This is a genomic window from Prochlorococcus marinus subsp. marinus str. CCMP1375 (assembly GCF_000007925.1).
Lineage (GTDB): Bacteria > Cyanobacteriota > Cyanobacteriia > PCC-6307 > Cyanobiaceae > Prochlorococcus_E > Prochlorococcus_E marinus.
The window spans coordinates 1080314-1103283 of sequence record NC_005042.1 but is presented as its reverse complement, the minus strand read 5'-3'; the positions used below and the strand labels follow the sequence as shown (position 1 = coordinate 1103283).

Below are 22970 nucleotides of genomic sequence, written 5' to 3'. Positions count from 1 at the left end.
ATCCTGGAACCATTCCTCCTGACTCTTCATTTGCCATTGAAGCCTGCTCCTATAAACATGGTAAGTGATTTTAGCCTTTCAGGCTTTGCGCAATATTAATTATAACCAAAGTCTGAAAGAACTGTGAACATTAATCCTAGTAAATACTTTCTCTTTATTCCTTAGATGGTTACTTAAATGTTAGATACAAATAAACTTGTTTCAAATATTTATATAGAATTATTGTATAGGCGTTGCCTATCTTTTAAGCTGCAATTAGTCCAGATTGAAAAAGAACATCAAATATACGAGCACTTCTGCTTCTTGTTGTCCCAAGTGGTTTTAGCTTATCTAAAATAGCAGCATTGCAGCTTATCCAATAACTACCTCTAGCGACACCTGCTTCATCGCATACAATTGCAGGAGCAATTCCTGGATATCTATTGTAGTGAAGGCTATTTAGGGAATCAAGCCAACACCTCTCAAGAAATTCAACCTCTTTATCTGATATTTTTTTTGAATAGCAGTATTTCTCTAGCAAAGTGCAGAGATTTAGACCATTCAACATGATATTCATTCATAACTGCAGAGAAGTTAACATCAACACAATGACTATTTGCTTTTTAAGTCCTTTAGTAATTATTAAGAGATCTTTTCTGGCTAGTCAAATCGCCTTATTGCTTGGGTATTTCAGTAGCTTTTGGAACCATATTTAGCTTTGAGCTTCTTTTGCTTCAAAAATTTGAATACATTTTGCTGACTTGTCTGCTTTAAACCTTGCCTCTTCAAGGGTTTTCCCTTGAGCTAGTGAAACACCCATTCTTCGACCTTTTTTTGTGTTTGGTTTCCCAAAGATCATAATTTTACTATTTTGAATTTCTAAAGCTTTTTCAATTCCTTTATAAGCAACTTTTGCAAAACTTTCTTGAGATAAAATTACTCTTGAAGCAGATGGAGAAACACATTCGATACTTGGGATTGGGAGTCCTAAGATTGCTCTAAGGTGTAATTCAAACTCATTTAAATTTTGACTGATAAGTGTTACAAGGCCTGTGTCATGAGGCCTTGGGGATAATTCCGAAAATATGACTTCTTCACCTCTAATAAAAAACTCTACGCCAAATAAACCAATCCCTCCAAGTTCATTAGTAACTTTTTTTGCAATAGACTTCGCTTCTTTTAATTGATCAAAGCTTAGTTTTTGAGGTTGCCAACTGCATTGATAATCGCCACCTTTTTGTTCATGCCCAATCGGGGGACAGAATATTGTTTGATGATTACTTTGCTTTATTGTTAGGAGTGTAATTTCTAGATCAAAATTTATATATTCTTCTATTATTACTTGCTTTGAATCTCCGCGAGCTTCCTTAATAGCAAGATCCCAAGCTTTTTCTAGATCATTTTTATCTTTTATAAGACTTTGTCCTTTACCAGATGAACTCATTACAGGTTTTACTAATAAAGGGAAACCAACCTTTTTAGAGACTTCTTTTAATTCTTCTATATTTGAGGCATAACCATAGTTTGCTGTTTTGATTGCTAATTTCTCTGCTGCAAGATTTCTTATTTGATCTCTATTCATTGTTATTGCAGTAGCTCTTGCATTAGGAATTACATTGATGCCTTCTTTTTCTATATCTTTTAAAGCTTCTACAGCCAGTGCCTCAATCTCTGGAATAACAACATCCGGCTTATAATCTCTAATTGTTTTTTGAAGACTATTGTGATTATTCATATCTAAAACTATTGCTAAGTCAGCAACTTGCATAGCAGGAGCTTCTTCGTATCTGTCACAAGCAATTACCTTGCACCCAAGTCTTTTCCCCGCTATTGCAACTTCTTTCCCAAGTTCTCCACTACCTAGAAGCATTAAAGTTTTTGGGAAGATAGTCATTGTTGTTTGGCTTATTACTAATTTATTTTCTCACGACTTCTAAAAACCTATAAATTCAAGCAACCTTATTTATTAATATAATTTCATCTTAATAATTTTAAACCATTTAGCATAGTTATGAATTTCTAATTCACATCTAAATATTGATGCTTTTTATTCTATTTTATTTAAAACTATTTGCCTAAAGGCTAACTAAAAATTGCAAAATATTATCAATTTACTATTGTTAGGCTTTACTTATTAATAATTTGAAAAAATTAATAGTAGTGTGAAAAATTTCTTAGTATTTTGCTTCTATTTGCTAGATTGGTAAATTAATTATTAGCTTTTAAGCTTAGTTTATGGCACTTGATCAACTCAAGGCTTTCTTACAGAAAATGCAGGATGAGCCTTCTCTTAAAGCTAATGTTTTGTCATGTTCAACTGCAGATGATGTAGCTCAAATAGCTTTAAAACTTGGATATGAGTTCTCAGGCGATGAGCTTCTTAGATTCTCAGGAGGCAAAGTAGGAAAAGTTACTGTTAAAAAAAATGATGTTCCAGGAGAATATAATTAAATTTACTAGATATTAAGAAATTAATTTCCTTGCTTGATTTAAAATAAAAATCAACCCTATTGCAATTAAAGTAAGTGTAAAAATTGTCTTTATAGAGATATAAATTATAAAGAAGAAAAATATTAGAAGTAAAATTGTTAACCAATTGGGGTATATGACTGAAGCGGTTTCACCTTCTTTGCTATTGCTTGGAATAACTTCTGGTTCGATGGCCAAAGTTCTTGCTTGAATTAATATGATATTAACTTAAGATCAAACTAATACCTATAGCAGGTCTTGGTTTAAAGAGAAATTTCTTTTTTTATTAATAATCTTCAATCATACTTCCACATTATGATTGCTTTTTTCTATCTTTAACGACTAGGATTCATTTTATTAATGATTTAAAAATTAGAAAAATGAACCAGTCAAAAGAAATAGAAGGAAATGATTGCAGAATCTTGTTCAAAAATGCTTATGAAAATCGTTATACCTGGGGCGATGAATTTAAAGGTTATAAAGGTTCCTGTATATGGGATAATGGAATTAAAGTAGTTGAAGGGTCATTTTTATTAGGGAAGGATCTAAAATCGAATGTTACCGGCATAGCTGATCAGGAAGTACTTAAAGCAATTTCATCACAATTGTGGGAAGTGGCAATTCATAGAGTTAGACGTGGATTTGAAAAAGTTCACGGTGAGAATACTTTTACTGCTGGTGATATTAATCAATATGGGCTAGAGGTATTGGTTGGAGGTAAAAATGTAGGGGATAAATATAGAATTAAAAACAATGTTGTAACTATGGTTTTTAGGCATATACATGGAGTTATAGTTGAAATTTATACTATAGAAACTGTTGATACTGGGAATGGATATCTAAGTAGAAATTATAGTAGTCAATATTATGATCCTACTTCTGGTATGCCTACTTCTGGTAAATCTTTATTTAGAGATGAATTTAAACCTTTAAAGAACTCTAGTATTTGGGTTTTAAATAGTAGGGAAATTGAAAAGGAGGAATTTAATTCTTCTCCTTATACTAAAGAAAAGTATTCTTTCTTGGACTTGCAAGAAATTTAGTGAATTACCAATATTATTATTATAGATTTTAGAGTATTTCTTATGACTAATGATCCTATGACAACTGAAGTCAGTGCCAGGATTTGTAACCATATGAATAGTGATCATAAGGATACACTTGCCAAATATGCGATTCATTATGGTGGAATTAATTCTGTATCAACTGTAGAAATGCTAGAAATAACTTCATTATGGATGAAATTAAAGGTAGACGGGAACGACTTACAGATTCCATTTGACCATACTCTTATAGATAGTTCAGATGCTCACAAGACTTTGGTCTCAATGAGCAAATCAATTCCTGAATAATAGTTTTAAGGAATAATTTCTAAATGAATTCATACCCAAGGAATTAAGCTAAGTAGGCAATTTTTAAAATTTATAACTTTCAGGCCAAATTCATTTTTATATTTGCCATTTTATAAAAATAGAAAGATCTTGAAAAATGGCAAAGAAGGTTGAAAAACTAACTGGAGAAGAGCTGGCATCTTATTTAGCTGATCATCGTAATGATTTCGATGGTAATGGAGATGCACTTTGCATGGCAGCTGGTTATGGAATTGAAAGAGCTGATGGAACAGAAAAATGTAACTTCTCAGATTTTGTTAAGGCATTAGCAACTGCTGTTGATTTAAATGACAATGAAGATATTGAAGAATAAATTGCTTTCAATTAAAAAGGACGCCGCCTACCTCATTCGCTGAATATTCTTGTTTACCTTTTAATTAAAAACTATTTTTTGAAATAGCCCTCTTAAAGAAGTCACATAAGCCCTCGTCAGTCAAATCTGGAATAGTCCAGATATCCACTCCATCTGAATTCTCTTCTATCAACCATTCTTTAAATTCCATAATCAGAGCTCTCCTGTCCTTTCCTTGAAGAGACTTAAGCCTTTCAGATAAATAAGAGTCAATAACTCTAATGCTCATGTCCGGGTGACCAGATAAATATTGCATTGCTCTTAAGATTCTCTTTATATTCTAACCTTTTGTTGGCCAAAGCCCCTAAATTTAATATTCAAGGACAGGTTTATCTAAGGAGCTGCCAAAGTTTATGAATTTAGTTTGTTAGCTTCTAGATCCTTGGTAAACAGGTTGCATTAATCCACCGCCTTCATCATCATCATCGCCACTGTCCTCAAAAAATATCACAGCAAAAACAAGTACTGATAAGTAAAAAGATATGATTAGCTCTTGGTATCCGTTCAAGATTTTTTGAAATTTCAACAGACCTTAGTCGATAATGGGTGATTTAAAAAAAAATTAAAGAAAGATATTACAAAGGTATATTGGCTGACAAATTTTTCAAAGGAGGATTTTTCTTTTAATCAAAGGCATTAAAGCAATGTAGAGCAAAAGATTTTAAATTGTTTTATTCCGAGCAAGTCGAAGTCTTTCAATCCCCATGGTCTGCAATGCACCTGTCTCTTTCTCTTTTTACTGTTATTGCAGCTTCAATAGCTGTGACTATAGAAATGATCAGCAAGCCTAATACGCCTCCATTATTAGCTTGAATAGAAGCTGGGTCTGAGGGATCTATTGATATCTGTCTAGAAAAATCAAGATATACCCAGGAAGCAGAAATTATGGTTGTGATCCAATAGGCTCTCCATCTTCGTTGGTATAGATATCCAGTCCCTAAACCAGGTAACAAGTTTAACAAGGCAGATATCCATGCTGATGAGGCAGCTATGATTTGGCTTTTTGTAGGGGCTAACAATTTTCTAACTTAAATTTATTTATAATTTACTTTATGCAGATTTGCTTAGCAGACAATAAAATTATTCTAATTTTTTATATTAGCAATCAATTGTTTTCTAATATATATTTTAAATTATGATTTTATAGAAATACATTTCAATCAATTTATAGATTAAATAGATCGAAATGTATTTGCAATTCTAAGGAAAAAGTGTAGCCAAATACTAGCAGTAACCATTCCTATTAAAGCAGTATGAGAATTAAGAGCCTAAATCTACTGCTATTAATATTTTTGATCTTAATTTAAAAGATTCCAGGTATTATTTGACCTGATGTTAGGTAAGCACCTAGTAACGCTATAAAGCCGATCATTGCCCAACGGCCATTAGCTTTTTCTGCATCTTCTATATATCCAGAATAATTTTCAACTAGCTGAGGTTGAGCTTCTACTGGAAACATGTTCTGACGATTGCCAGATTCTGTTGTTATTTGAGCTTGTGCGGATGATGTCATGGGGTATTTAGTGGTTAGAAAATTCCTGGAATGATTTGCCCTGTGGTTGCGTAAGCACCAAAAGCTGCAACGAAGCCAAGCATTGCGGCCCAACCGTTAAATTTTTCTGCTTCAGGAGTCATGAGAAGTAGTGAAGTTATGTAAAGCATTATTACATATTTTGTAAAGCTTTGTAAAGCATTTAATGAAAGTTGCTATTTGATTTGATTGAGATTCGATTCCTTTTGTGCTTTTGAAAGGTTTTTTTTTGATTTTTCGGACCTATCTTTTTGGCATTAAAGAAATTTATAATTATTTGGCTAGTGCGATCTTATTTTTTAGTTCTTTCCGTTTCGCTTTATTTAAAACCCCATGTCTGAAGAGCTTTCTCAAACGGAACAATTAAAAAAATTCTGTCAGGAAATAATGAAAATCACTAACTGTTCTGAGGCTGATTTGTCAGAGTTCATCCATTCTCTAACCCGAAAAGAACAAGTTATTTCCCGAAAAGATTCTCAAAATCGTTCTTGTTCAGAAAAATAAAAAAAACTTCTTGCTAAAAATAAAGACCTCTAACTATTCCGACGATATCTATTGCACAGCATGTATCCTTCATCAGGTATAGCGCCTTTCTCGCTCAAAAAAAATTATGCAGACCTACGGAAACCCAGATGTCACCTATGGGTGGTGGGTTGGTAATTCTGTAGTTACCAACCGAGCAGGCCGATTTATTGGCTCTCATGTTGGTCATACAGGAATTATTTGCTTCGCAACTGGTGCAAGTTGTCTATGGGAACTTTCACGTTTTGATTCCTCAGTACCAATGGGGCATCAAAGCTCTATATACCTCTCTCATTTAGCCTCTCTTGGAATTGGCTTTGATGAAGCTGGTGTTTGGACAGGAGCAGGTGTTGCAACTATTGCAATTTTCCACCTAATCTTTTCAATGGTTTATGGCGGAGCAGGATTAGCACACTCACTTTTCTTCGACCCAGATCTAAACGAAGGTCCAATTGGCCGAGTAGATAAATTTAAGTTGGAATGGGACAACCCAAATAATCTGACTTTTATCCTTGGTCATCATTTGATCTTCTTAGGGGTAGCCAATATTTGGTTCGTTGAATGGGCAAGAGTCCATGGAATTTATGATCCAGCTTTAGGGGAGGTTCGTACAATTTTCCCTGGATATGGAGATTTTGGAATGGTATGGGGGCATCAATTTGATTTCATCAAGATTGATAGTCTAGAAGATGTAATGAGTGGTCACGCATTTTTGGCCTTCTTACAAATAAGTGGCGGTGCTTTCCATATAGCAACACGACAAATTGGTGAATACACCAAATTCAAAGGGGATGGATTGCTATCTGCAGAGGCAGTTCTTTCTTGGTCGTTAGCTGGTCTATTCCTTATGGGTGTAGTCGCAGCATTCTGGGCAGCTTCTAATACTACTGTTTATCCAACAGAGTGGTATGGGGAGCCATTGGAATTCAAATTTGGCATCTCTCCCTACTGGGCTGATACTGGAGATACTTCAGATTGCAAGTATTTCTTTGGACATACATCAAGGGCAGCCTTAGTGAATGTGCAGTATTACTTTGCATTTTTCTGTCTTCAAGGGCATTTATGGCATGCTTTGCGTGCTTTAGGCTTTGATTTTAGAAGAATTGCTAAGGCAATAGGAGGTTTAACTGAATCTACTTCTTCTTAAGGATTAGGTTTTACCCCATAAAAAAAAGCCTCGCTATTTAGCGAGGCTTTTTTTATGAGGTTCTCTTTTCTATTAAATAGATGATTTAGAGATTGATTTAAGAGAAGTTTCCAAGACTTTCAATCTTTTTGTTGGGCGTAGTAAAAGAATTGGGAGGCTCCAAAAAAAGCACCCAGACCAGCTAAAGCTGCTCCTAAGTTAAATCCGCCAGATGGTTTGATGATTCCAATATCTGAAGGATGAGGGAGTTGAGTAGCGAAATCAAGTAAATGAGATGGATCGATCATTTAGGAATAATGCAATTTTCTATAAAGATATATGGGAAGCATTGCAAAGCACCTTCTATTTAATTTAATTGATATTTAAATAGAAGGTGCTTTGCAATGAGATTTTCGGTTTTTATTTCCTAGAACCTATTGATCAATCTCTTTTTGCCCAAGGATCAATTCTCTTAGAATCATCTGAGTAATAGAAGAATTGAGAAGCACCGAAGAATGCACCTAAACCACAAAGAGCAGCTCCTAAATTGAAACCTCCGGTAGGTTTAATGATTCCAATGTCAGATGGATGAGGTAATTGGGTGGCGAAATCAAGTAAATGAGTTGGATCAATAATCATTTGAGATGGTTTGCAAATTTGTTTATAGATAACCCAGGTGGCCACTTTGCCAAACCCGCGCTCAGAGGATTTTACATCAGCTTTCCAAAAGAGGCTAAAACTCTACTTACATTGACAAACAAATAAAAATATTTATATACCAAGGTCAAATAAATGAATTTGTTGCGGAAATTATTTTGGGCCATCACCACCACAGTCCCAAAATAATTATTTCTCTTAACGGGAACTAAGACTTTGCTAATAGTTGCCCAGTTGGTAGTCATTAGGCTTAATGGTTCTAAAACGCAAAAAATCTCCGAGATAATCAAAAATTTTTTGAGATCAAATTTGACTGTTTTGCCTTTCAAATATCTGGTTGTTTTAATGGGAAAAAACTTTATTGAATTTTTCTTGATTAAAAACTTGACTTTTAGAGGCTTTCTTAATGGATTTCTTAAATTAAGCAGCACTATTTGACTTTAAAAAAGCCCCCGTTTTTAGGAGGAGCTTTTTTGTGTTGAAAAACCAATTTTGAATTAGTGCCAAGATCAGTTAGTTGGATGGATCATTTGCATCGAATCCATAGTAAACAAAATGAGTCACTTGAATAAAAGTGATCACTCCAAAAATTGCTGCAAGAGTATTGAAACCAACAACAGTAATAGTTGCTAATAAATCTGATGAGTGAAGCAGAGAAATTATTGAATCGAGGTTTTGTTGGGAAATTTCCTTATAGATATACATAAAGAGTACAGAAAATCTCATCTCGTTGCATGTTGAAAAATGTTTTTTTATTTCTCTTAGATAAAGACCTTTAACTATTTCGTACATTTTAAGGAAGCACCATGTAGTGTTCATGGGGAATAGCGCCTTTTTCGCTCAAAAAAAATTATGCAGACCTACGGAAACCCAAACGTCACCTACGGGTGGTGGGCTGGTAATTCTGGAGTCACCAACCGCTCAGGCAAATTTATTGCAGCTCATGCAGCTCATACAGGACTTATTGCCTTTGGGTGCGGTGCAGCCACGCTTGTTGAATTAGCAGGATTTGACCCTTCATTGCCTATGGGTCATCAGAGCTCTCTTTTCCTCGCTCACTTGGCATCTGTCGGCATTGGCTTTGATGATGCTGGAGTCTGGACTGGTGTTGGTGTAGCCAATATCGCGATACTTCATTTAATCCTCTCTATGGTTTATGGAGGAGGAGGACTTTTGCATTCCGTATATTTCACTGGAGATATGCAGGATTCACAAGTACCACAAGCTAGAAAGTTCAAATTGGAATGGGACAACCCAGACAATCAAACCTTTATTCTTGGTCACCATTTGTTGTTTTTTGGTGTTGCCAATATATGGTTTGTTGAATGGGCAAGGATTCATGGAATTTACGACCCTGCCATTGAAGCAATACGTCAAGTTAATTACAATCTTGACCTCACTCAGATTTGGAATCATCAATTTGATTTCCTTGCCATTGACAGTCTTGAAGACGTAATGGGAGGGCATGCCTTCCTAGCTTTCTTCCAGCTTGGAGGAGGCGCTTTCCATATCGCAACTAAGCAAATTGGAACTTATACAAAATTCAAGGGCAAAGAATTACTTTCAGCGGAAGCAATTCTTTCTTGGTCATTAGCTGGTATTGGATGGATGGCATGTGTTGCTGCTTTTTGGGCTGCAACAAATACAACTGTTTATCCTGAGGCTTGGTATGGAGAAGTACTTCAAATTAAGTTTGGTGTTTCTCCTTATTGGATAGATACTGTGCCTGGTGGTACAGCTTTCTTAGGCCATACAACTAGAGCGGCTTTGGTAAATGTTCATTACTACCTTGGATTCTTCTTTATTCAAGGCCATCTATGGCATGCATTGCGCGCTATGGGCTTTGATTTCAAGCGCCTGCTTGATAAAACTGGTCCATTTGGTATTCCAAGGACTCTTTGAATTTAAAGCCTTTCTTTATTTTTAATTAGGTTAAAAAACCCCTGTTTTTATAGGGGTTTTTTTATTTGATATTTTTGATTTTTAAGCAAAATAAAAAAGAAGCAGAGATTTTTATCTCTGCTTCTTTTTTGGAACGATCAAAAAAATTAATTTATCTTTAAAAGCTTTGTCGGATTGTTAACGTGATAATTTTTGCCTTTCCGTTCCTTCAAACTTTTCAGGATCGTTACAGTCTCTTGCATACCAATGGAATTGAGACACTTGAATAATTGCAAGTATTCCAAATACAACTGGCAGAAGTTGGAACCCACCTGATGGCTTTACTAAACCTATATCTGATGGGTGAGGTAGTTGCGTTGCGAAATCCAGCAAATGCGAGAAATCAATCATCAAGTCAATAAAAGTTAGGTAAGTTATAACCTAGACTTTAAGGCTATTTGCAAGAAAAAGTTTTTTTGACATTTAATTAAAGAAATCTAGAAAAAATAAAAAAGGAACTCTTGGTTAATTAATTAGCATTCAGTTCAATATGATGTTGTGCTTTTGACCTTGATTAGTTTGAATGCTTGCGCTTTCCACAACAAGAGATTTTTAAAATAAGAGCTTTAGAAGTTCTTAGGGTGAAGTTTTATTCCCTCATTTTTCTGGTCAAGTCAGCTTTGCTTGACTTCTTAATGATTTTTTTATTTATTTTACTTTTTTATTTTGACTTCATAATTAAACGGTGCGATGCTCGCTCCCTAAAGAAAAACTTTTTGCTTTAATTGTATAAATCATTGCGCTGCAGTCATTTTGAATTTCTTGCTCGGCAATTAAGAATTGAAAATTTTTAGAGAAATAGCCTTAGGAGGTCAGTTTTTTTTTACAGATTAAAAGATATTTCTCACAAATTCTCACAAACTAAATAAAGACCTTTAACTATTCTGCGCATATCTATTGAGCACAGTGTAATCTGCATTGCATATTTGCCTGTATTGCTTAAAAATTATGCAGACCTATGGAAATCCAGAAGTTACCTATGGATGGTGGGCTGGTAATTCTGTGGTTACCAACCGCTCTGGCCGATTTATCGCCTCTCATGTAGGCCATACAGGATTGATTTGCTTTGCGGCTGGTGGTAGCACTCTTTGGGAGTTGGCTAGGTACAACCCAGAAATACCTATGGGGCACCAAAGCTCTTTATTCTTGGCTCACCTTGCCTCAATTGGTATTGGCTTTGATGAAGCTGGTGCTTGGACAGGTGTTGGTGTAGCAACTATTGCAATTGTGCACCTTATTCTCTCAATGGTTTATGGAGGAGGAGGTCTTCTTCACGGAATTCTTTTTGATGAGAATGTAGAAGATAGTGAGGTTTTACAAGCTAAGAAATTCAAGCTTGAGTGGAATAATCCTGATAATCAGACTTTCATTCTTGGTCATCACTTGATTTTCATGGGTGTTGCTTGTGCTTGGTTCGTTGAATGGGCAAGGATTCATGGAATTTATGATCCAGCTTTAGGAGCTATTCGTCAGGTCAATTACAATCTTGATCTTTCTATGATTTGGCAAAGGCAGTTTGATTTCATTACCATCGATAGCCTTGAGGATGTCATGGGTGGTCATGCTTTCTTAGCTTTTGCAGAAATAACTGGAGGAGCTTTTCACATTGTTGCTGGATCAACCCCTTGGGAAGATAAGAAGCTTGGTGAGTGGAGCAAATTCAAAGGTTCAGAATTACTTTCAGCAGAAGCTGTACTTTCCTGGTCTCTTGCAGGCATAGGTTGGATGGCGATAGTTGCAGCCTTCTGGTGTGCTTCTAATACCACTGTTTATCCAGAAGCATGGTATGGAGAGCCTTTGCAATTTAAATTCGCTATTTCACCTTATTGGGTTGATACAGGAGACCTTTCTGATGCGACAGCATTTTGGGGGCATTCTGCTCGTGCTGCTCTAACTAATGTTCATTACTATCTTGGATTTTTCTTCCTTCAAGGACATTTCTGGCATGCTTTGAGAGCTTTAGGGTTTAATTTCAAGAATGTAACCGCTTCTATAGGTAATGAGCAGAAGGCAACTTTTACAATTAAGTCCTAATCTAATTTCTCTTTAGCTGTTTGACTTGAATTGGGTTAAAGCAACCTTTTCAATAAAAAAGCCTTGTCAATAGACAAGGCTTTTTTATTGTTTTTATTTCTTGTAAAAGCATTTTTAAATATGTCCTAGAAAAACTATTCTTTACAATGATCTTCAATAAATGATCTCTTAAAAAGTAAAATAAAATTCTTTACTCGTTTACCTATGTCACATACCTTGATGGAATAAAGGTTTAACTTATACAAATCAAATGAATAGAATCTATGACATCTGAGGAAATACAAGCTGTCAGTAATATGATTTCTCTTCATCCACCAATTATTATTGGAACTCTTTGCATATTTATGTATATAAGAGGAAAATTTATAGAGGGGAATCCATCTTCAGGAAATAGTCCTTTGAGTTAGTTCAAACATTTAATTAATTTTTTCATGGAATTTTTTAAGTATTTTTTATTTGGTATTTCTGGCCTAAGCCTTATCTTCTGGGTTTGTGTAATAGCATTGTGGCACACTTATATGTTCCCTAGATTTTTCAACGAAGACAGTAAAGTACAAAGCTATTCTGCAACGTACAATTCATCTTCAATAAAGCCATCTGGTTTAATTGACAGATCTAAGTATTCTAGAAAATCATTAGTGATAGCTGATTTTACACCTGTAGAAGCTAATTACAGTGTCAATAGACTTTATACCTCTATGTTGCTAAGTCTTGGCGTGATGTCTTTTATACTTATTACTTACGGCTTGCATAGTGGACTCTCTGAATTCATCTATCCGGGGTGAATCGATGGTTACTTTGATAGGTATAAGATTAAACTTCAGAAAGTGATTTCTTTACTTCATTCTTTTTCAGGATCGTCTAGGACATATTTGATTTACAAATTACAATGACAGTAGGGATTTATTTCGCAACAACTACAGGGAAAACTGAGGACATAGCAGAAAGAATTCATGGATTATTGGATGGTGCTGAGTCACCTAAAGATATGTCCGATGTTGATGACCTCAGTGAGCTTTCTAATCATGATGGCATTATATGTGGCATTCCTACCTGGAATACTGGCGCAGATTCAGAAAGGTCTGGCACAGCTTGGGACACTATCCTTGATGAGATAGGGGAGCTAAATTTAACTGGCAAAAAAGTTGCAATATTTGGCTTAGGAGATTCATCAACTTATACAGAAAACTATTGCGATGCTATGGAAGAATTGCACAGATACTTTCAACAAGCAGGAGCGACAATGGTTGGTTATGTAAGCACTAATGATTACACTTTTGATGAATCAAAAAGTGTTGTAGGCTCTACATTTTGTGGACTTCCTTTAGATGAGGATAGTGAATCAGATATGACAGATGCAAGAATATCCCAATGGGCTACACAGCTTAAAGGTGAAATGCCTGGTTTATAAACCTTTAAAAGCTATATATGTTTAGATAGAAGGCTTATTTATAAATTGCAGGAAAATTAATCATCAAATTCGGGTTTAGGTTTTTTCTTTATTTTTCCTGTAAGAAGTTGATGCAAAGCATCTAATGAGTTATAAACCTCTTTTAACTCAGTTATTTCTGGTAGCAAGCCATCTTGAGTAAGAATTTGGTCTAGGTCTCTTAGCTCTTGGCGTATATAACGCAGATGTGAGCTGATTTCTTCTCTTTTACTTGTGGACATAGATCTTTATGAATTTAAAATGCTAATACTCGATGGGTGGTTTGCAAGATCCTAATTCTAACAATATCGAATTCTGGAGCAACTACTTTTTCTTCCTTGGGAGACAATAGTATTTCCTAGAGATCTAACAAATAGGTTCAAAATGATTATCCATAATTAAATACAATTAAGAGATTTCAAGGCTAGATAGGTTAAGAGCCAATCGTTAAGCAATTCTATTGAAATAGGCTTTTCCCTTAATTAGTATCGAAAATGAACGCACCGCTTGGTTTAATTGGTTATATTCCATTTTGATATTTTTACAATTATGGAAAGATGAATAAGCAGCTTGATTCGATAATTCCTAATCAATCTGATGAGTTCGAAACCAGTGGATTTCAGCATTCTTTTGTTATTGGTAGTGCTTTAGTAGTTCTAAATTTAGTCCTTATGTCTTGCATCGGAATCTATTGGACTAATACGGCTGTTCATCAATATTTCTCAGGAAGTCCTCTTTGAAGCTTGAGTCAATCAAATATACCTGCCTGTAATTTTTTAAATAGTTAATGGTTACATCTATTATGTTATTGATACTTCAATTAAGCATGATAATCAAAGAACAATCTAGTTGTGACTAAAACCAATGTCATCAATTCATCTTGCTAGAAGAATATTTGGAATTTTTATAGTATTGACCTTCATTTTTTCACCTGCATCATCAGTAGAAGCTGTTTTAAATGTAGGGGATGAAGTCCCTAACTATGTTCGCTCACAGATCACAGGTATAGACCTTCATGGACAGGACTTGTCCAAGTCTTCTATTGCTGGAGCAACTGCAAGGGATTCGAATTTAAGTGATGTGGACTTACATGGGACTGTAGTGACTTTAGCTGATTTGAAAGGATCAAATCTAAACGGTATTAATCTTACAGATACTCTTTCTGATCGAGTTAATTTTCAAAAAACGGATTTAAGGAATGCGGTACTTGTAAATATGATTGCTTCGGGGAGCAGTTTTGCTGGAGCTCAAATTGAAGGAGCTGACTTTAGCTACGCTGTTCTTGATAGTGATGATCAACGGAACTTGTGCGAAATTGCAGAAGGAACAAATCCTCAAACTGGTATATCTACTAGGGAAAGCCTTGAGTGTTCAGAGCGAGGAGTTGGATACAAGCCTCCTATGCCTGGGAGCTAATTCTTACGAATTATTTTCTTGGTGTTGACGCACCCTCTGATGAATATATTCATTGGAAGACATAGCTGGTAATTACCCTTCTCAAAGAGTGATAGTTAAATTGACATCCTAATTTAAGGAGTCAATGATTCCCTTGAAACCTTATACCGTTCGTTATCGATCCTTCGATAATGGGAGGCAAGAAAATTGCTTTTATGCAAGTGATTCCTTTGAAGCAAGAATGCTTGCTATGGAATTTAATAAATATATCCATGATCATCCAAATTGCATAGATTTAATTCGTTGTGAAGAGAAGCTGCTTGCGCATCTATCAAATTAGATCAAGCCCCATTTTATAGATGATTGATCACCTCATGTTTGATTTAAGCATGAAATTGCGTTCCTCTATTGCTTATATATAAATATATGCTTTGCTTGGTTTATTAGTAAATAGGTTGATGAGTGATTATTGGCCAAAGAGATCAGCCCCAAAAGGCTTTTCAATAGAAAAACTGGCTAAAAAACATAGAGCTATGTTGACAGAGCTTTCTTTTAAGCATAAGGAATCTCTAGATAATCGAACAGATATTACTTCCTTGGATAGCTTTAAAGAATCTAATAAGATTAAGCAAAGACTTTATTCTTCAAATAGATTAGAGGACGACTTTTTACATTGGGCTAATAGGGACTTTCGTGAACATTACAAAGCAGCTTAAGCCTGATGCTTTACCTTTAATCAAAATCCTTTAGGATGCAAACAAAGAAAAACTAGTAAATATTTTTATCTTTATAAATTTTGCTTGATTAGATATTAATTTGCTAAAAGCTACTTATTTAATTTTTATCAACATCTGATTTTCTTATACAAGTAATAATCCAATAATAGATTTGATATTACTTTATTATAATATCAATATCAAAGCCTAGATTACTTTTTCTAGAAAGAACTTCTTTTTTTAAAATTCCTTTGTCAATTGCTCTTATTAAAATATAGATTGATTCAATAAAAATAATTATCATTGTTAATAATATAGAGATAAATAATGAAACTAGATCTTTCTCATTAGATTTATTGCTTATTTTATTTGTACTATCCATGTTCTAAATAGATTCTTCTATCTACTATTATAAGGACCAAATTGAGTTGCGCATGCAGCACCGCATTTTGCGCCTAAGTTAATTGCTTTTTGAATATCCATGTTTGCTGCCATTCCATATGTTAGGCCAGCAGCAAAACTATCTCCGCATCCATAACTGTCTATTGCTTTACTCCTAAGTTCAACAGCTTTATATCTTCCACCAGGATTGACTATTCCTCCTGATTCACCTTCTGTTAGGACAGTGACCTTTGGTTTGATTAATAAGCTGTTTTTGTGGACTTTTTCGTCAGGGTCAAGGTTGCTTCCCACTAAGGCGTCTAATTGTATATTTGCATCGTTTAAATGTTTAAACTTTACTCGGGGAGTAGCGCAAAGAATCTTTGCTTCTCTGCAAAATTGAATAGCTTTACTGTCAGCAGCAGTAATAAAAACTCCATCAAATTCTTTTAATATGGACCAGGGTAAATCATCCATTCCTTGAGGCTGCAGCCTTTCACCTATGACTGTAATCGCTCTATCCCCATTGTTGTCGATAAAACTTAGAGCTCTTCTAGTGGGTTTATTTCGCCAAGCTGTATGCATAGTGATGCCAAATGAAGAAAGCCGCTCAAAACTTTTTTCACCTATATAATCATTACCAAGAGAAGTGAAGAAGTGAACAGGCACATCAGTTAGTTTTGACATTTGTACTGCTGCGACTGCTCCGCCCCCAGCAGGCTCCTCTTTAAAATTATTACTTCTATTTATCAAGCCCTGTCTAGGCATTTTGTCAACGGAAAGGAAGGACACCCATTCGATATGACCTACTACAGCAAGCTTGAGCTCTTTGTTTCCACTCATATTATTCTGCTTAATTCTTCTTGCTTATACTCGACTAAATTATTTATCTTTGCAATATATAAAGCAATCTTATTTATTAAAAGCAATACTTCAAGAGGCATTGCTTATACTCAACTTGAGATTCTAGAATTTAGAGATAAGTATAATTTGTTATCCTCTTAAAAGTATTAAACTTAATTCTAAATATATCAATAAAAGGAATCATTTGTCTTCATTTAAATATAATATATAGCCACGCACTTTTAGATTATTCAGACGGTTACTCTCTTGCCTTGAGAATAAGGTGTAAGGTTTATTCTGATCATCTACTATTAATTAATGCTATTTAAAAACAATGAAACCCAACATTAATTTGATATCTGTTGTGTATTTGCTTCTCTCCGTTTTTGGGGCTGTCATGCCAACTCTTGCAAATATCCAATTCATTAAAGATTATGGGCCTGGTTTTGATCTGCTTAATTTTATAGCTTTGGCTAATAGCAATCCGGCCTCTCGATCTCTGTCTTTCGATCTATTTATATTAGCAACAGCTGTATTTGTCTGGATGTTCGTCGAGTCTCGAAGGTTGGGTATTCGTCATTTTTGGGTAGTTGTCGTAGGGACATTTACTATTGCAATAGCTTTTTCAGCACCGCTATTCCTTTTCCTTCGTGAACGTAGAATAATACAATTAAAAAATGAAGAAATAAATTAAATTATTTAATTATTAATTTTAACTTTAACTTTATTAATCGGATTTATTCTATTTGTTAATGGATATACTAAAAGTGAGCAAATACTTATTAATAACCAAAGCAGCATTCCTGTTCCTTGATTATCGATTATTTTGCCTGCAATTATTGGAAAAATTAGGAAGCTAATGCCAAAACATTGAGAGTAAATAGCCATAGAGATTCCGCGTTGCTCTAGTGGAGATACTTGGACTATTGTTTCAGTTGCAGTAGGCAGGAACATTGCAATACCTATAGAAATAGCTATCAAACCTGTAGAAAATAGAAACAAACCATTAATATAAAAGCTTGATATACATAGTATTAATGAACCAATTGAGAAGTTAATTAGACATAGTTTTAAGCCAAGCTTTACATTTCTTTCTGATAACCATCTACCAATAGGCCATTGAATCACTAAAAGTAAGATGAGCTTATAGGCTACAATCCAACTTATAGAACTATCTTCTATCGCAGGTCTGTATATACCACCTTTTGCTAGATCAAGTTGTAATCCAATTTGCATTAAACAAAGCACACCTGTGCCAAGAATGCTAATTATAATTATAGGATATAGTGTTTTTATCAATGAATAGATCTTGTCAATTCTTGGTACAAGTGATATTTTGGTCGCCTTGTTTTTAACCATACTATTGTTTTTAGCAAAGTTATAGAATTTCTTATTACTTATAAGGGCTATAAGTAAACACATACACAATATTTCTATTACATATACAAAGCGTATATGGCCAATAGTTGATGATAATGAACCTATTAATGCTCCTATACTTACTCCTAGTGCATCGGCGCTTCGAGCCAAAGCAAAACCTTTACTTGAGCTGATATTTTCGCAACATATAGGCACAGCTAGTTCTACTGATGGCCAGTAAAAACCAGCAGCGCATCCTAAAAACACTTCTCCTAACAAATATCTTGTGGTTGTATATGCTCCAAAAAGAACTAGGTCAGCAGTCACAGCAAATAAGGCTGCAACTCTTAGAGGGGTTGAGAAACTAATTCCTTTGTCGAGCCATATACCTGTAAATAGCCTAGAAATTGTTCCGGCAATAGCAGCAGCGCAAAAACCTAGCCCTATTTGAGTGCCACTGAAAGAAAGACTATTGAAAACTAATGGTGTTAAATACAACACTCCACCAGCACCTATTGATGCTAGAAATCGACATATTGTGATTCTGCGCAATTTTGCGGGAAACTGGTTCCACCACTTCTTGATATTTGTCGTTGTATTCAATTCTCTCAGCAAGAAGAATAATAGCTAGTTGTTTGCTTGCAATTCTGACAGCAGGAAATTGCACAGGTAATTGGCTTCATGCTGCAGAAAGAGTTGATTTTCATTTTGATGATATGACTATACCTATCCCAATAGATGAATTAAATCTTTGGAATAGTGATCTCAATAAAAAAAACTCTGACAAATTAATAGATCCAACCAACAAGTCAGAGCTTTCTTTTTGGCTTAATATGCTTGGCTTTAAAAGTAGAGAAGCTTTATCAGAATTTCTTGAAACACCTCTTGTAAAAGATAAAAGTATGGCTAGACAGCTTTTGAGAAGTTGGGTAGGGCGAAAGTTACTAGATCAAATTAGTGATTTGGTTGTTCTTGATCAAGATAAAACTGGAATAAAAGTTTTTAATACACTTGAGATCCTTTTGGAAGAGCAAGAAACTGTTTCTTTATTAGATCTATTAAAAGCTTTACCGGCAGAAGTAATTCATCTTGATTTAGATGGATGGTTTAAGGTCTTAGACAACTGGCGTAATGAGTTAAAACTTCAACAAAAACTTTTAACCGACTTGAGAGATCTATCTCCAAAGGTAAGCCTTTTAACTCCTCTTCAAAATACTGATAGAGGATTGAAGGAGTCATTAAATGAATTCGTAGCCATAAATGCATCGCATCGATCTGAACAGTTGAAAGTGCAGGTTTGGAAGCCTTTAAAAAGAAAAATTTCTAGGGAGAATTGGATTGCGTTTATGCCTGGGCTAGGAGGAGACCAAGATCATTTCCGATGGCTTGCAAGAAGCTTGAGTCATCAGGGATGGGAAGTGGTTATTCTTGATCACCCTGGCAGCAATACAAAAGCGATGCATTCACTTGTGGAAGGAACGGACCCCTTCCCTGGAGGTGCAGAAGTCTTTCTTTACCGCTTAGCTGATTTACAAGCTGTTTTGAAAGCCAAGAAAGAAGGAACTATTGATTTAAAAGGGAAGCGACTTGTTCTGATGGGTCATTCTTTAGGGGCGTTGACCGCATTTTTTGCCTCTGGAGCTTTACCTCAGAAAGGTTTGGAAGGTCGTTGTAATCAAGCTTTATATGATTTATCAATAACAAATCTTTCTAGGCTCCTTCAATGCCAAATAGTAGATATTCCTTTAGAGAAAACTAAAGGAATATCTTATTTGTCCGCAATTGTAGGTATAAATAGTTTTGGTAAATTGCTATGGCCTGAATCTTTAAGCGCAGAAACAAATGTACCTGTCTTTCTAACAGGAGGTACTTTTGATCTGATAACTCCTGCTATTTCAGAACAATTGGGCCTTCTTCTTTCTACTAAGCCAAATAAGTTTAGTAGAGCATTAATTGTTGAAGGAGCAAGTCATTTTTCCCCTATTGAAGTAGATGAGCAAGAAGATCAAACCATTAATAGTGACATATATCAGATTAGTGATGCTTTGGTTGGCTCACATCCTTCCTCTGTTAGAAGTATATTAGCAACAGAAATTATTAGATTCCTTGATAACCTTGAAAAAGAAAAACCTTTAACTGTGAAAACAAATAATTTATCAACAAATTTAAAATTTCATATTATAGATCGTATTTCTATTAAAAAAATTATAGCCAACTAATATTTAACTCTAGGATCTATAAAGGCAATTAATAAGTCTATAGTTAGACTAACCATAACAACTATAGTTGAAATAATGACAACAATACCTTGAACCATATTGTAGTCTCGCTGACTTATAGCCTCTTTTAGTCCTAATGCTATCCCTGGCCATGAAAATGTAACTTCTATTAGAAGTGCACCACCAATTAAGGAGGATATCGTAAGACCAGCTATTGTAAGAACCGGTAGCAATGCATTAGGCAAAGCATGAGAAAAAATAATTTGAGATTTTTTTATGCCCCGACTACTAGCAGCTTGAATATAATTTGTACTAAGTACTTTCTCTAGATTAATTCTTAAAGATCTACTGAAGATCCCACTTAGTAAAATCCCTAGTGTGCTGGCAGGAAGTACAAGATGCCTAATTGCTCCTCCAAGAGCATCCAAGTCGCCCTTTCTAATACTGTCTAAAATTAAAAAGCCACTCCCTTGAGGAGGTGAAAGGCTTGGCGGGAATCGCCCTCCAACAGGAAGCCATCCAAGAACGACAGCAAAAAGCATTTGGATGAGCATTGCTGCCCAGAATGGAGGTAAGGCATAAGTGCCAATCCCAAATAAGCGTCCTGCAAGATCTGTTTTACCTTCAGGCTTAGCGATTCCTGTAAATCCAACTATAAGGCCAATAATTGATGCTATTAATAATGCAATAATTCCTAATTCAATACTCGCAGGCAAGGTATTTGCAATTGTTTCCCTTACAGATTCTTGGTTGTTTAAAGATTGTCCTAAATCTCCATGGATAAGACCATTTAGATATTTAAAATATTGATTTATTAGAGGGATATCTAAACCTAATTTTGCTCTCATTGCTTCTCGTGCTGCATAATCTGCACGATTGCCTAATATTGCATCTACTGGGTCGCCAGGTGCAACTCTTAGTAATAAGAAAACTAAGCTAGAAATAAGCCATAACATAACAGGAGCTAAAGCCAGCCTAGTTAACGAGTATTTAAGAAGTGATCTGGCTCTATTCATTTGTTTTAATTATTTCACCTAAAAGCAATTTCCCACTTCCATCAAATTTAGGTTGACTTAAGTTTGTTTTGCTCCATGCTCTTGGTTTAACAATCCAAACTGGTAAAAGAGCAGCACCATCTTTTGCAAGGTTTTCAACTTTTTTTAACTCATTAAGCCTATTGTCTCCAAATAAAGTCTCACTTTTTTCTAGGGATTTTTGTAATTCACTATTAGCCCAGAAAGTTCCTCCAAATACTGCTTCTCCTTCTTCACATAAATCTCTATTTATTTTTTTGCAATCAAGTAAAGGTGATAAATATGCATATGGATCAGGATATCCTCCTGTCCAATCAAGTATTACAGCATCAAAAACTGCTTCAGCTAGTTGTTTGTATACAGTTGTTGATTCAACACCATTTAATGATAATTCCAAGCAGTTTGATAGATCTCTTTTGATTTGTTCTTGCCAAGTAAGCGCTAAGAGTTTATCTGCAGGAACATTAGATCTAAAAGTTAGTGGAAGAACAAGTTTATTGTTATCACATAAGCCAGAGTTTCTAAACAATTTTGATGCTAATCCAATATTATAACTTGGCCATATAGAATTGCCTTCTTTATTTAATATAGGGGGAATTAAAGATTTCAAAGGTTCTCTTAACCCATAGCTTACTTGTCTAGAGATCAAACTTCTATCAATCGTATATAAAAGGGCTTGTCTAATCTCTTTTCTTTCTAAAAGTTTTGAGTTTGAACGAAAAACAATATAACCAATTTGCATCGGAGGCCCTTCTTCTTCAAGAAGCAAACCTTTCTTGGATAATTTATGTAGTGCGAGTCTATGACCATCTTCTAATGAATGCGATAAAAGTATATCGACTTGACCTGTTTTTATGGAACTAAAAAGAGCTGTTGAGGTATTGAAATTTATATAACTTATGCCCGAATTACTAGGGGGTTCCCCCCAATAGTCTTCAAAAGGAACAAGACTTAGCCTTTCGGGAGAATAGCTATTTAATTTGTATGGACCAGTTCCTATGAAATTATTGTTTAAAAACTTGTTCTGATGTTGAGAGTATGAGCTTGGAGATATTGGTGTAAGATTGATAGATGTGAGTAATCCTTTAATTGAACTTGAAGGTCTTGAAAGGTTAATTTTAAGAAGAAATTTCTCAGGTGTCTCTATAGACTTAATCCGATTATCTATTATATAATTAAGGGTTCCTATTTTTATAAAACGCCTAATACTAAAAGCCATTGCCTTTGCATCAAAAATCGTTCCATCATGAAAAAGAACATCTTCTCTAAGAGGTATAGAAATAGTTAACCCATCATTACTAACTCTAGGCATATCCATTGCCAGCCTAGGTATTAGAGACCCTTTAGAATTAATTCTGTAGAGGGTATCACCTAAGTTACTTATTAATTGAATGGCAATTAGTTTGTTTGCCTGTGCTGGATCTAGAGACTCTATCTTCCCATTACTAGCAAGAACTATATTTTTAGAATTCCTATCCGATTTGCATGATACTTGGCTGACAACTAATAAAATAGCTACGAAATTAATTGTTAGAGTTAAATTTTTTTTAAATTTGGGTTTGCTTAGAAATTTCATGAAATCATTCTCTTTC

General features: G+C 34.8%; 33 protein-coding genes. 16 read left to right on the top strand and 17 right to left on the bottom strand.

Annotation, left to right across the window (positions count from 1 at the left end; translation table 11 throughout):
* Positions 1–244: 244 nt before the first annotated feature.
* Positions 245–556: a hypothetical protein gene (locus PRO_RS05835; RefSeq protein WP_052039725.1), complete on the bottom strand. Its 312-nt coding sequence runs from the start codon at positions 554–556 to the stop codon at positions 245–247.
* Between the two features lie 135 nt (positions 557–691).
* The gene (gene purT / locus PRO_RS05830; protein ID WP_011125336.1) at positions 692–1873 is read right to left on the bottom strand and encodes a formate-dependent phosphoribosylglycinamide formyltransferase; all 1182 of its coding nucleotides are present in this window, start codon (positions 1871–1873) and stop codon (positions 692–694) included.
* 341 nt (positions 1874–2214) lie between these two features.
* On the opposite strand from purT, the gene PRO_RS05825 reads away from it, so the two are divergent.
* From PRO_RS05825 to PRO_RS05810, 4 genes are all read left to right on the top strand, one after another.
* Positions 2215–2430, top strand: coding sequence for a Nif11-like leader peptide family natural product precursor (locus PRO_RS05825; protein ID WP_011125335.1), 216 nt, complete (start codon positions 2215–2217; stop codon positions 2428–2430).
* Between the two features lie 398 nt (positions 2431–2828).
* Positions 2829–3491: a DUF3386 domain-containing protein gene (locus PRO_RS05820; RefSeq protein ID WP_011125333.1), complete on the top strand. Its 663-nt coding sequence runs from the start codon at positions 2829–2831 to the stop codon at positions 3489–3491.
* A gap of 42 nt (positions 3492–3533) precedes the next feature.
* Positions 3534–3800, top strand: coding sequence for a DUF2470 domain-containing protein (locus PRO_RS05815; protein WP_011125332.1), 267 nt, complete (start codon positions 3534–3536; stop codon positions 3798–3800).
* A gap of 136 nt (positions 3801–3936) precedes the next feature.
* Positions 3937–4152, top strand: a complete 216-nt coding sequence (locus PRO_RS05810; protein WP_011125331.1) for a hypothetical protein — start codon at positions 3937–3939, stop codon at positions 4150–4152.
* A 64-nt stretch (positions 4153–4216) separates the two neighbouring features.
* On the opposite strand, the gene PRO_RS05805 is transcribed toward PRO_RS05810, so the two are convergent.
* The 5 genes from PRO_RS05805 to PRO_RS05785 form a co-directional block, all read right to left on the bottom strand.
* Positions 4217–4447, bottom strand: coding sequence for a hypothetical protein (locus PRO_RS05805; protein ID WP_011125330.1), 231 nt, complete (start codon positions 4445–4447; stop codon positions 4217–4219).
* A 111-nt stretch (positions 4448–4558) separates the two neighbouring features.
* On the bottom strand, positions 4559–4699 hold the full coding sequence (locus PRO_RS05800) for a hypothetical protein (protein WP_164923233.1): 141 nt from the start codon (positions 4697–4699) through the stop codon (positions 4559–4561).
* Between the two features lie 187 nt (positions 4700–4886).
* Positions 4887–5153 carry a hypothetical protein gene (locus PRO_RS05795; protein WP_225866374.1) on the bottom strand — a complete coding sequence of 89 codons (267 nt, stop codon included), beginning with the start codon at positions 5151–5153 and terminating at the stop codon, positions 4887–4889.
* Positions 5154–5494: 341 nt separating this feature from the next.
* Entirely contained in the window at positions 5495–5704 is a 210-nt protein-coding gene (locus tag PRO_RS05790) for a high light inducible protein (RefSeq protein WP_011125328.1), read from the bottom strand.
* Positions 5705–5718: 14 nt separating this feature from the next.
* Complete coding sequence (locus PRO_RS05785) at positions 5719–5826, bottom strand: high light inducible protein (RefSeq protein WP_011125327.1); 108 nt, start codon at positions 5824–5826, stop codon at positions 5719–5721.
* 229 nt (positions 5827–6055) lie between these two features.
* Between PRO_RS05785 and PRO_RS05780 the strand changes: the two genes are divergently transcribed.
* Both PRO_RS05780 and PRO_RS05775 read left to right on the top strand, forming a co-directional pair.
* The gene (locus PRO_RS05780; RefSeq protein ID WP_164923232.1) at positions 6056–6226 is read left to right on the top strand and encodes a hypothetical protein; all 171 of its coding nucleotides are present in this window, start codon (positions 6056–6058) and stop codon (positions 6224–6226) included.
* Between the two features lie 106 nt (positions 6227–6332).
* The gene (locus PRO_RS05775) at positions 6333–7391 is read left to right on the top strand and encodes a chlorophyll a/b binding light-harvesting protein (RefSeq protein WP_011125326.1); all 1059 of its coding nucleotides are present in this window, start codon (positions 6333–6335) and stop codon (positions 7389–7391) included.
* Between the two features lie 119 nt (positions 7392–7510).
* On the opposite strand, the gene PRO_RS09395 is transcribed toward PRO_RS05775, so the two are convergent.
* The 3 genes from PRO_RS09395 to PRO_RS05765 all read right to left on the bottom strand — a co-directional run bounded on the left by PRO_RS09395 (position 7511) and on the right by PRO_RS05765 (position 8846).
* Positions 7511–7678: a hypothetical protein gene (locus PRO_RS09395; protein WP_011125325.1), complete on the bottom strand. Its 168-nt coding sequence runs from the start codon at positions 7676–7678 to the stop codon at positions 7511–7513.
* Positions 7679–7811: 133 nt separating this feature from the next.
* The gene (locus PRO_RS05770) at positions 7812–8054 is read right to left on the bottom strand and encodes a hypothetical protein (RefSeq protein WP_011125324.1); all 243 of its coding nucleotides are present in this window, start codon (positions 8052–8054) and stop codon (positions 7812–7814) included.
* Positions 8055–8540: 486 nt separating this feature from the next.
* A complete protein-coding gene (locus PRO_RS05765; RefSeq protein ID WP_011125322.1) occupies positions 8541–8846 on the bottom strand; it encodes a hypothetical protein in 306 nt (101 codons plus the stop codon).
* Between the two features lie 33 nt (positions 8847–8879).
* Between PRO_RS05765 and PRO_RS05760 the strand changes: the two genes are divergently transcribed.
* Entirely contained in the window at positions 8880–9929 is a 1050-nt protein-coding gene (locus tag PRO_RS05760; RefSeq protein WP_011125321.1) for a chlorophyll a/b binding light-harvesting protein, read from the top strand.
* Between the two features lie 177 nt (positions 9930–10106).
* On the opposite strand, the gene PRO_RS05755 is transcribed toward PRO_RS05760, so the two are convergent.
* The gene (locus PRO_RS05755; protein ID WP_036892297.1) at positions 10107–10319 is read right to left on the bottom strand and encodes a hypothetical protein; all 213 of its coding nucleotides are present in this window, start codon (positions 10317–10319) and stop codon (positions 10107–10109) included.
* A 597-nt stretch (positions 10320–10916) separates the two neighbouring features.
* Between PRO_RS05755 and PRO_RS05750 the strand changes: the two genes are divergently transcribed.
* The 3 genes from PRO_RS05750 to fldA all read left to right on the top strand — a co-directional run bounded on the left by PRO_RS05750 (position 10917) and on the right by fldA (position 13413).
* A complete protein-coding gene (locus tag PRO_RS05750; RefSeq protein WP_011125319.1) occupies positions 10917–12002 on the top strand; it encodes a chlorophyll a/b binding light-harvesting protein in 1086 nt (361 codons plus the stop codon).
* A 263-nt stretch (positions 12003–12265) separates the two neighbouring features.
* Positions 12266–12409, top strand: a complete 144-nt coding sequence (locus PRO_RS09390) for a hypothetical protein (protein WP_011125318.1) — start codon at positions 12266–12268, stop codon at positions 12407–12409.
* 482 nt (positions 12410–12891) lie between these two features.
* Entirely contained in the window at positions 12892–13413 is a 522-nt protein-coding gene (gene fldA / locus PRO_RS05745) for a flavodoxin FldA (RefSeq protein ID WP_011125316.1), read from the top strand.
* Between the two features lie 56 nt (positions 13414–13469).
* On the opposite strand, the gene PRO_RS05740 is transcribed toward fldA, so the two are convergent.
* A complete protein-coding gene (locus PRO_RS05740) occupies positions 13470–13673 on the bottom strand; it encodes a hypothetical protein (protein WP_011125315.1) in 204 nt (67 codons plus the stop codon).
* A gap of 315 nt (positions 13674–13988) precedes the next feature.
* On the opposite strand from PRO_RS05740, the gene PRO_RS05735 reads away from it, so the two are divergent.
* The 4 genes from PRO_RS05735 (at position 13989) to PRO_RS05720 (ending at position 15542) form a co-directional block, all read left to right on the top strand.
* A complete protein-coding gene (locus PRO_RS05735) occupies positions 13989–14171 on the top strand; it encodes a hypothetical protein (RefSeq protein ID WP_011125314.1) in 183 nt (60 codons plus the stop codon).
* A 124-nt stretch (positions 14172–14295) separates the two neighbouring features.
* On the top strand, positions 14296–14847 hold the full coding sequence (locus PRO_RS05730; protein WP_011125313.1) for a pentapeptide repeat-containing protein: 552 nt from the start codon (positions 14296–14298) through the stop codon (positions 14845–14847).
* A gap of 124 nt (positions 14848–14971) precedes the next feature.
* Positions 14972–15166 carry a hypothetical protein gene (locus PRO_RS05725; protein ID WP_011125312.1) on the top strand — a complete coding sequence of 65 codons (195 nt, stop codon included), beginning with the start codon at positions 14972–14974 and terminating at the stop codon, positions 15164–15166.
* Positions 15167–15284: 118 nt separating this feature from the next.
* Entirely contained in the window at positions 15285–15542 is a 258-nt protein-coding gene (locus PRO_RS05720; protein ID WP_036892294.1) for a hypothetical protein, read from the top strand.
* Positions 15543–15720: 178 nt separating this feature from the next.
* Here the strand turns inward: PRO_RS05720 and PRO_RS05715 are convergent, their stop codons facing one another.
* Together PRO_RS05715 and PRO_RS05710 are read right to left on the bottom strand one after the other, a co-directional pair.
* Positions 15721–15924: a hypothetical protein gene (locus tag PRO_RS05715; RefSeq protein WP_011125310.1), complete on the bottom strand. Its 204-nt coding sequence runs from the start codon at positions 15922–15924 to the stop codon at positions 15721–15723.
* 17 nt (positions 15925–15941) lie between these two features.
* Entirely contained in the window at positions 15942–16766 is an 825-nt protein-coding gene (locus tag PRO_RS05710) for a carbohydrate kinase family protein (RefSeq protein WP_011125309.1), read from the bottom strand.
* A 334-nt stretch (positions 16767–17100) separates the two neighbouring features.
* Between PRO_RS05710 and PRO_RS05705 the strand changes: the two genes are divergently transcribed.
* Complete coding sequence (locus PRO_RS05705; RefSeq protein WP_036892290.1) at positions 17101–17460, top strand: DUF2834 domain-containing protein; 360 nt, start codon at positions 17101–17103, stop codon at positions 17458–17460.
* Between the two features lie 5 nt (positions 17461–17465).
* On the opposite strand, the gene PRO_RS05700 is transcribed toward PRO_RS05705, so the two are convergent.
* Complete coding sequence (locus PRO_RS05700) at positions 17466–18728, bottom strand: MFS transporter (protein WP_036892288.1); 1263 nt, start codon at positions 18726–18728, stop codon at positions 17466–17468.
* Here PRO_RS05700 and PRO_RS05695 point away from each other — a divergent pair.
* Complete coding sequence (locus PRO_RS05695) at positions 18719–20344, top strand: alpha/beta hydrolase (protein WP_225866373.1); 1626 nt, start codon at positions 18719–18721, stop codon at positions 20342–20344. The genes PRO_RS05700 and PRO_RS05695 overlap by 10 nt on opposite strands.
* Here PRO_RS05695 and PRO_RS05690 read toward each other — a convergent pair.
* Together PRO_RS05690 and PRO_RS05685 are read right to left on the bottom strand one after the other, a co-directional pair.
* Positions 20341–21360, bottom strand: a complete 1020-nt coding sequence (locus tag PRO_RS05690) for an ABC transporter permease (protein WP_011125305.1) — start codon at positions 21358–21360, stop codon at positions 20341–20343. The genes PRO_RS05695 and PRO_RS05690 overlap by 4 nt on opposite strands.
* Complete coding sequence (locus PRO_RS05685; protein ID WP_011125304.1) at positions 21353–22954, bottom strand: ABC transporter substrate-binding protein; 1602 nt, start codon at positions 22952–22954, stop codon at positions 21353–21355. The genes PRO_RS05690 and PRO_RS05685 overlap by 8 nt, the downstream gene beginning before the upstream one ends.
* Positions 22955–22970 lie beyond the last annotated feature (16 nt).

What these genes read in the sequence shown, in the direction of transcription:
- PRO_RS05835 (WP_052039725.1), bottom strand. Translation starts at nt 556, where the DNA reads ATGAATATCATGTTGAATGGTCTAAATCTCTGCACTTTGCTAGAGAAA.
- purT (WP_011125336.1), bottom strand. Translation starts at nt 1,873, where the DNA reads ATGACTATCTTCCCAAAAACTTTAATGCTTCTAGGTAGTGGAGAACTT.
- PRO_RS05825 (WP_011125335.1), top strand. Translation starts at nt 2,215, where the DNA reads ATGGCACTTGATCAACTCAAGGCTTTCTTACAGAAAATGCAGGATGAG.
- PRO_RS05820 (WP_011125333.1), top strand. Translation starts at nt 2,829, where the DNA reads ATGAACCAGTCAAAAGAAATAGAAGGAAATGATTGCAGAATCTTGTTC.
- PRO_RS05815 (WP_011125332.1), top strand. Translation starts at nt 3,534, where the DNA reads ATGACTAATGATCCTATGACAACTGAAGTCAGTGCCAGGATTTGTAAC.
- PRO_RS05810 (WP_011125331.1), top strand. Translation starts at nt 3,937, where the DNA reads ATGGCAAAGAAGGTTGAAAAACTAACTGGAGAAGAGCTGGCATCTTAT.
- PRO_RS05805 (WP_011125330.1), bottom strand. Translation starts at nt 4,447, where the DNA reads ATGCAATATTTATCTGGTCACCCGGACATGAGCATTAGAGTTATTGAC.
- PRO_RS05790 (WP_011125328.1), bottom strand. Translation starts at nt 5,704, where the DNA reads ATGACATCATCCGCACAAGCTCAAATAACAACAGAATCTGGCAATCGT.
- PRO_RS05785 (WP_011125327.1), bottom strand. Translation starts at nt 5,826, where the DNA reads ATGACTCCTGAAGCAGAAAAATTTAACGGTTGGGCCGCAATGCTTGGC.
- PRO_RS05780 (WP_164923232.1), top strand. Translation starts at nt 6,056, where the DNA reads ATGTCTGAAGAGCTTTCTCAAACGGAACAATTAAAAAAATTCTGTCAG.
- PRO_RS05775 (WP_011125326.1), top strand. Translation starts at nt 6,333, where the DNA reads ATGCAGACCTACGGAAACCCAGATGTCACCTATGGGTGGTGGGTTGGT.
- PRO_RS09395 (WP_011125325.1), bottom strand. Translation starts at nt 7,678, where the DNA reads ATGATCGATCCATCTCATTTACTTGATTTCGCTACTCAACTCCCTCAT.
- PRO_RS05765 (WP_011125322.1), bottom strand. Translation starts at nt 8,846, where the DNA reads ATGAACACTACATGGTGCTTCCTTAAAATGTACGAAATAGTTAAAGGT.
- PRO_RS05760 (WP_011125321.1), top strand. Translation starts at nt 8,880, where the DNA reads ATGCAGACCTACGGAAACCCAAACGTCACCTACGGGTGGTGGGCTGGT.
- PRO_RS05755 (WP_036892297.1), bottom strand. Translation starts at nt 10,319, where the DNA reads ATGATTGATTTCTCGCATTTGCTGGATTTCGCAACGCAACTACCTCAC.
- PRO_RS05750 (WP_011125319.1), top strand. Translation starts at nt 10,917, where the DNA reads ATGCAGACCTATGGAAATCCAGAAGTTACCTATGGATGGTGGGCTGGT.
- PRO_RS09390 (WP_011125318.1), top strand. Translation starts at nt 12,266, where the DNA reads ATGACATCTGAGGAAATACAAGCTGTCAGTAATATGATTTCTCTTCAT.
- fldA (WP_011125316.1), top strand. Translation starts at nt 12,892, where the DNA reads ATGACAGTAGGGATTTATTTCGCAACAACTACAGGGAAAACTGAGGAC.
- PRO_RS05740 (WP_011125315.1), bottom strand. Translation starts at nt 13,673, where the DNA reads ATGTCCACAAGTAAAAGAGAAGAAATCAGCTCACATCTGCGTTATATA.
- PRO_RS05735 (WP_011125314.1), top strand. Translation starts at nt 13,989, where the DNA reads ATGAATAAGCAGCTTGATTCGATAATTCCTAATCAATCTGATGAGTTC.
- PRO_RS05730 (WP_011125313.1), top strand. Translation starts at nt 14,296, where the DNA reads ATGTCATCAATTCATCTTGCTAGAAGAATATTTGGAATTTTTATAGTA.
- PRO_RS05725 (WP_011125312.1), top strand. Translation starts at nt 14,972, where the DNA reads ATGATTCCCTTGAAACCTTATACCGTTCGTTATCGATCCTTCGATAAT.
- PRO_RS05720 (WP_036892294.1), top strand. Translation starts at nt 15,285, where the DNA reads ATGAGTGATTATTGGCCAAAGAGATCAGCCCCAAAAGGCTTTTCAATA.
- PRO_RS05715 (WP_011125310.1), bottom strand. Translation starts at nt 15,924, where the DNA reads ATGGATAGTACAAATAAAATAAGCAATAAATCTAATGAGAAAGATCTA.
- PRO_RS05710 (WP_011125309.1), bottom strand. Translation starts at nt 16,766, where the DNA reads ATGAGTGGAAACAAAGAGCTCAAGCTTGCTGTAGTAGGTCATATCGAA.
- PRO_RS05705 (WP_036892290.1), top strand. Translation starts at nt 17,101, where the DNA reads ATGAAACCCAACATTAATTTGATATCTGTTGTGTATTTGCTTCTCTCC.
- PRO_RS05690 (WP_011125305.1), bottom strand. Translation starts at nt 21,360, where the DNA reads ATGAATAGAGCCAGATCACTTCTTAAATACTCGTTAACTAGGCTGGCT.
- PRO_RS05685 (WP_011125304.1), bottom strand. Translation starts at nt 22,954, where the DNA reads ATGAAATTTCTAAGCAAACCCAAATTTAAAAAAAATTTAACTCTAACA.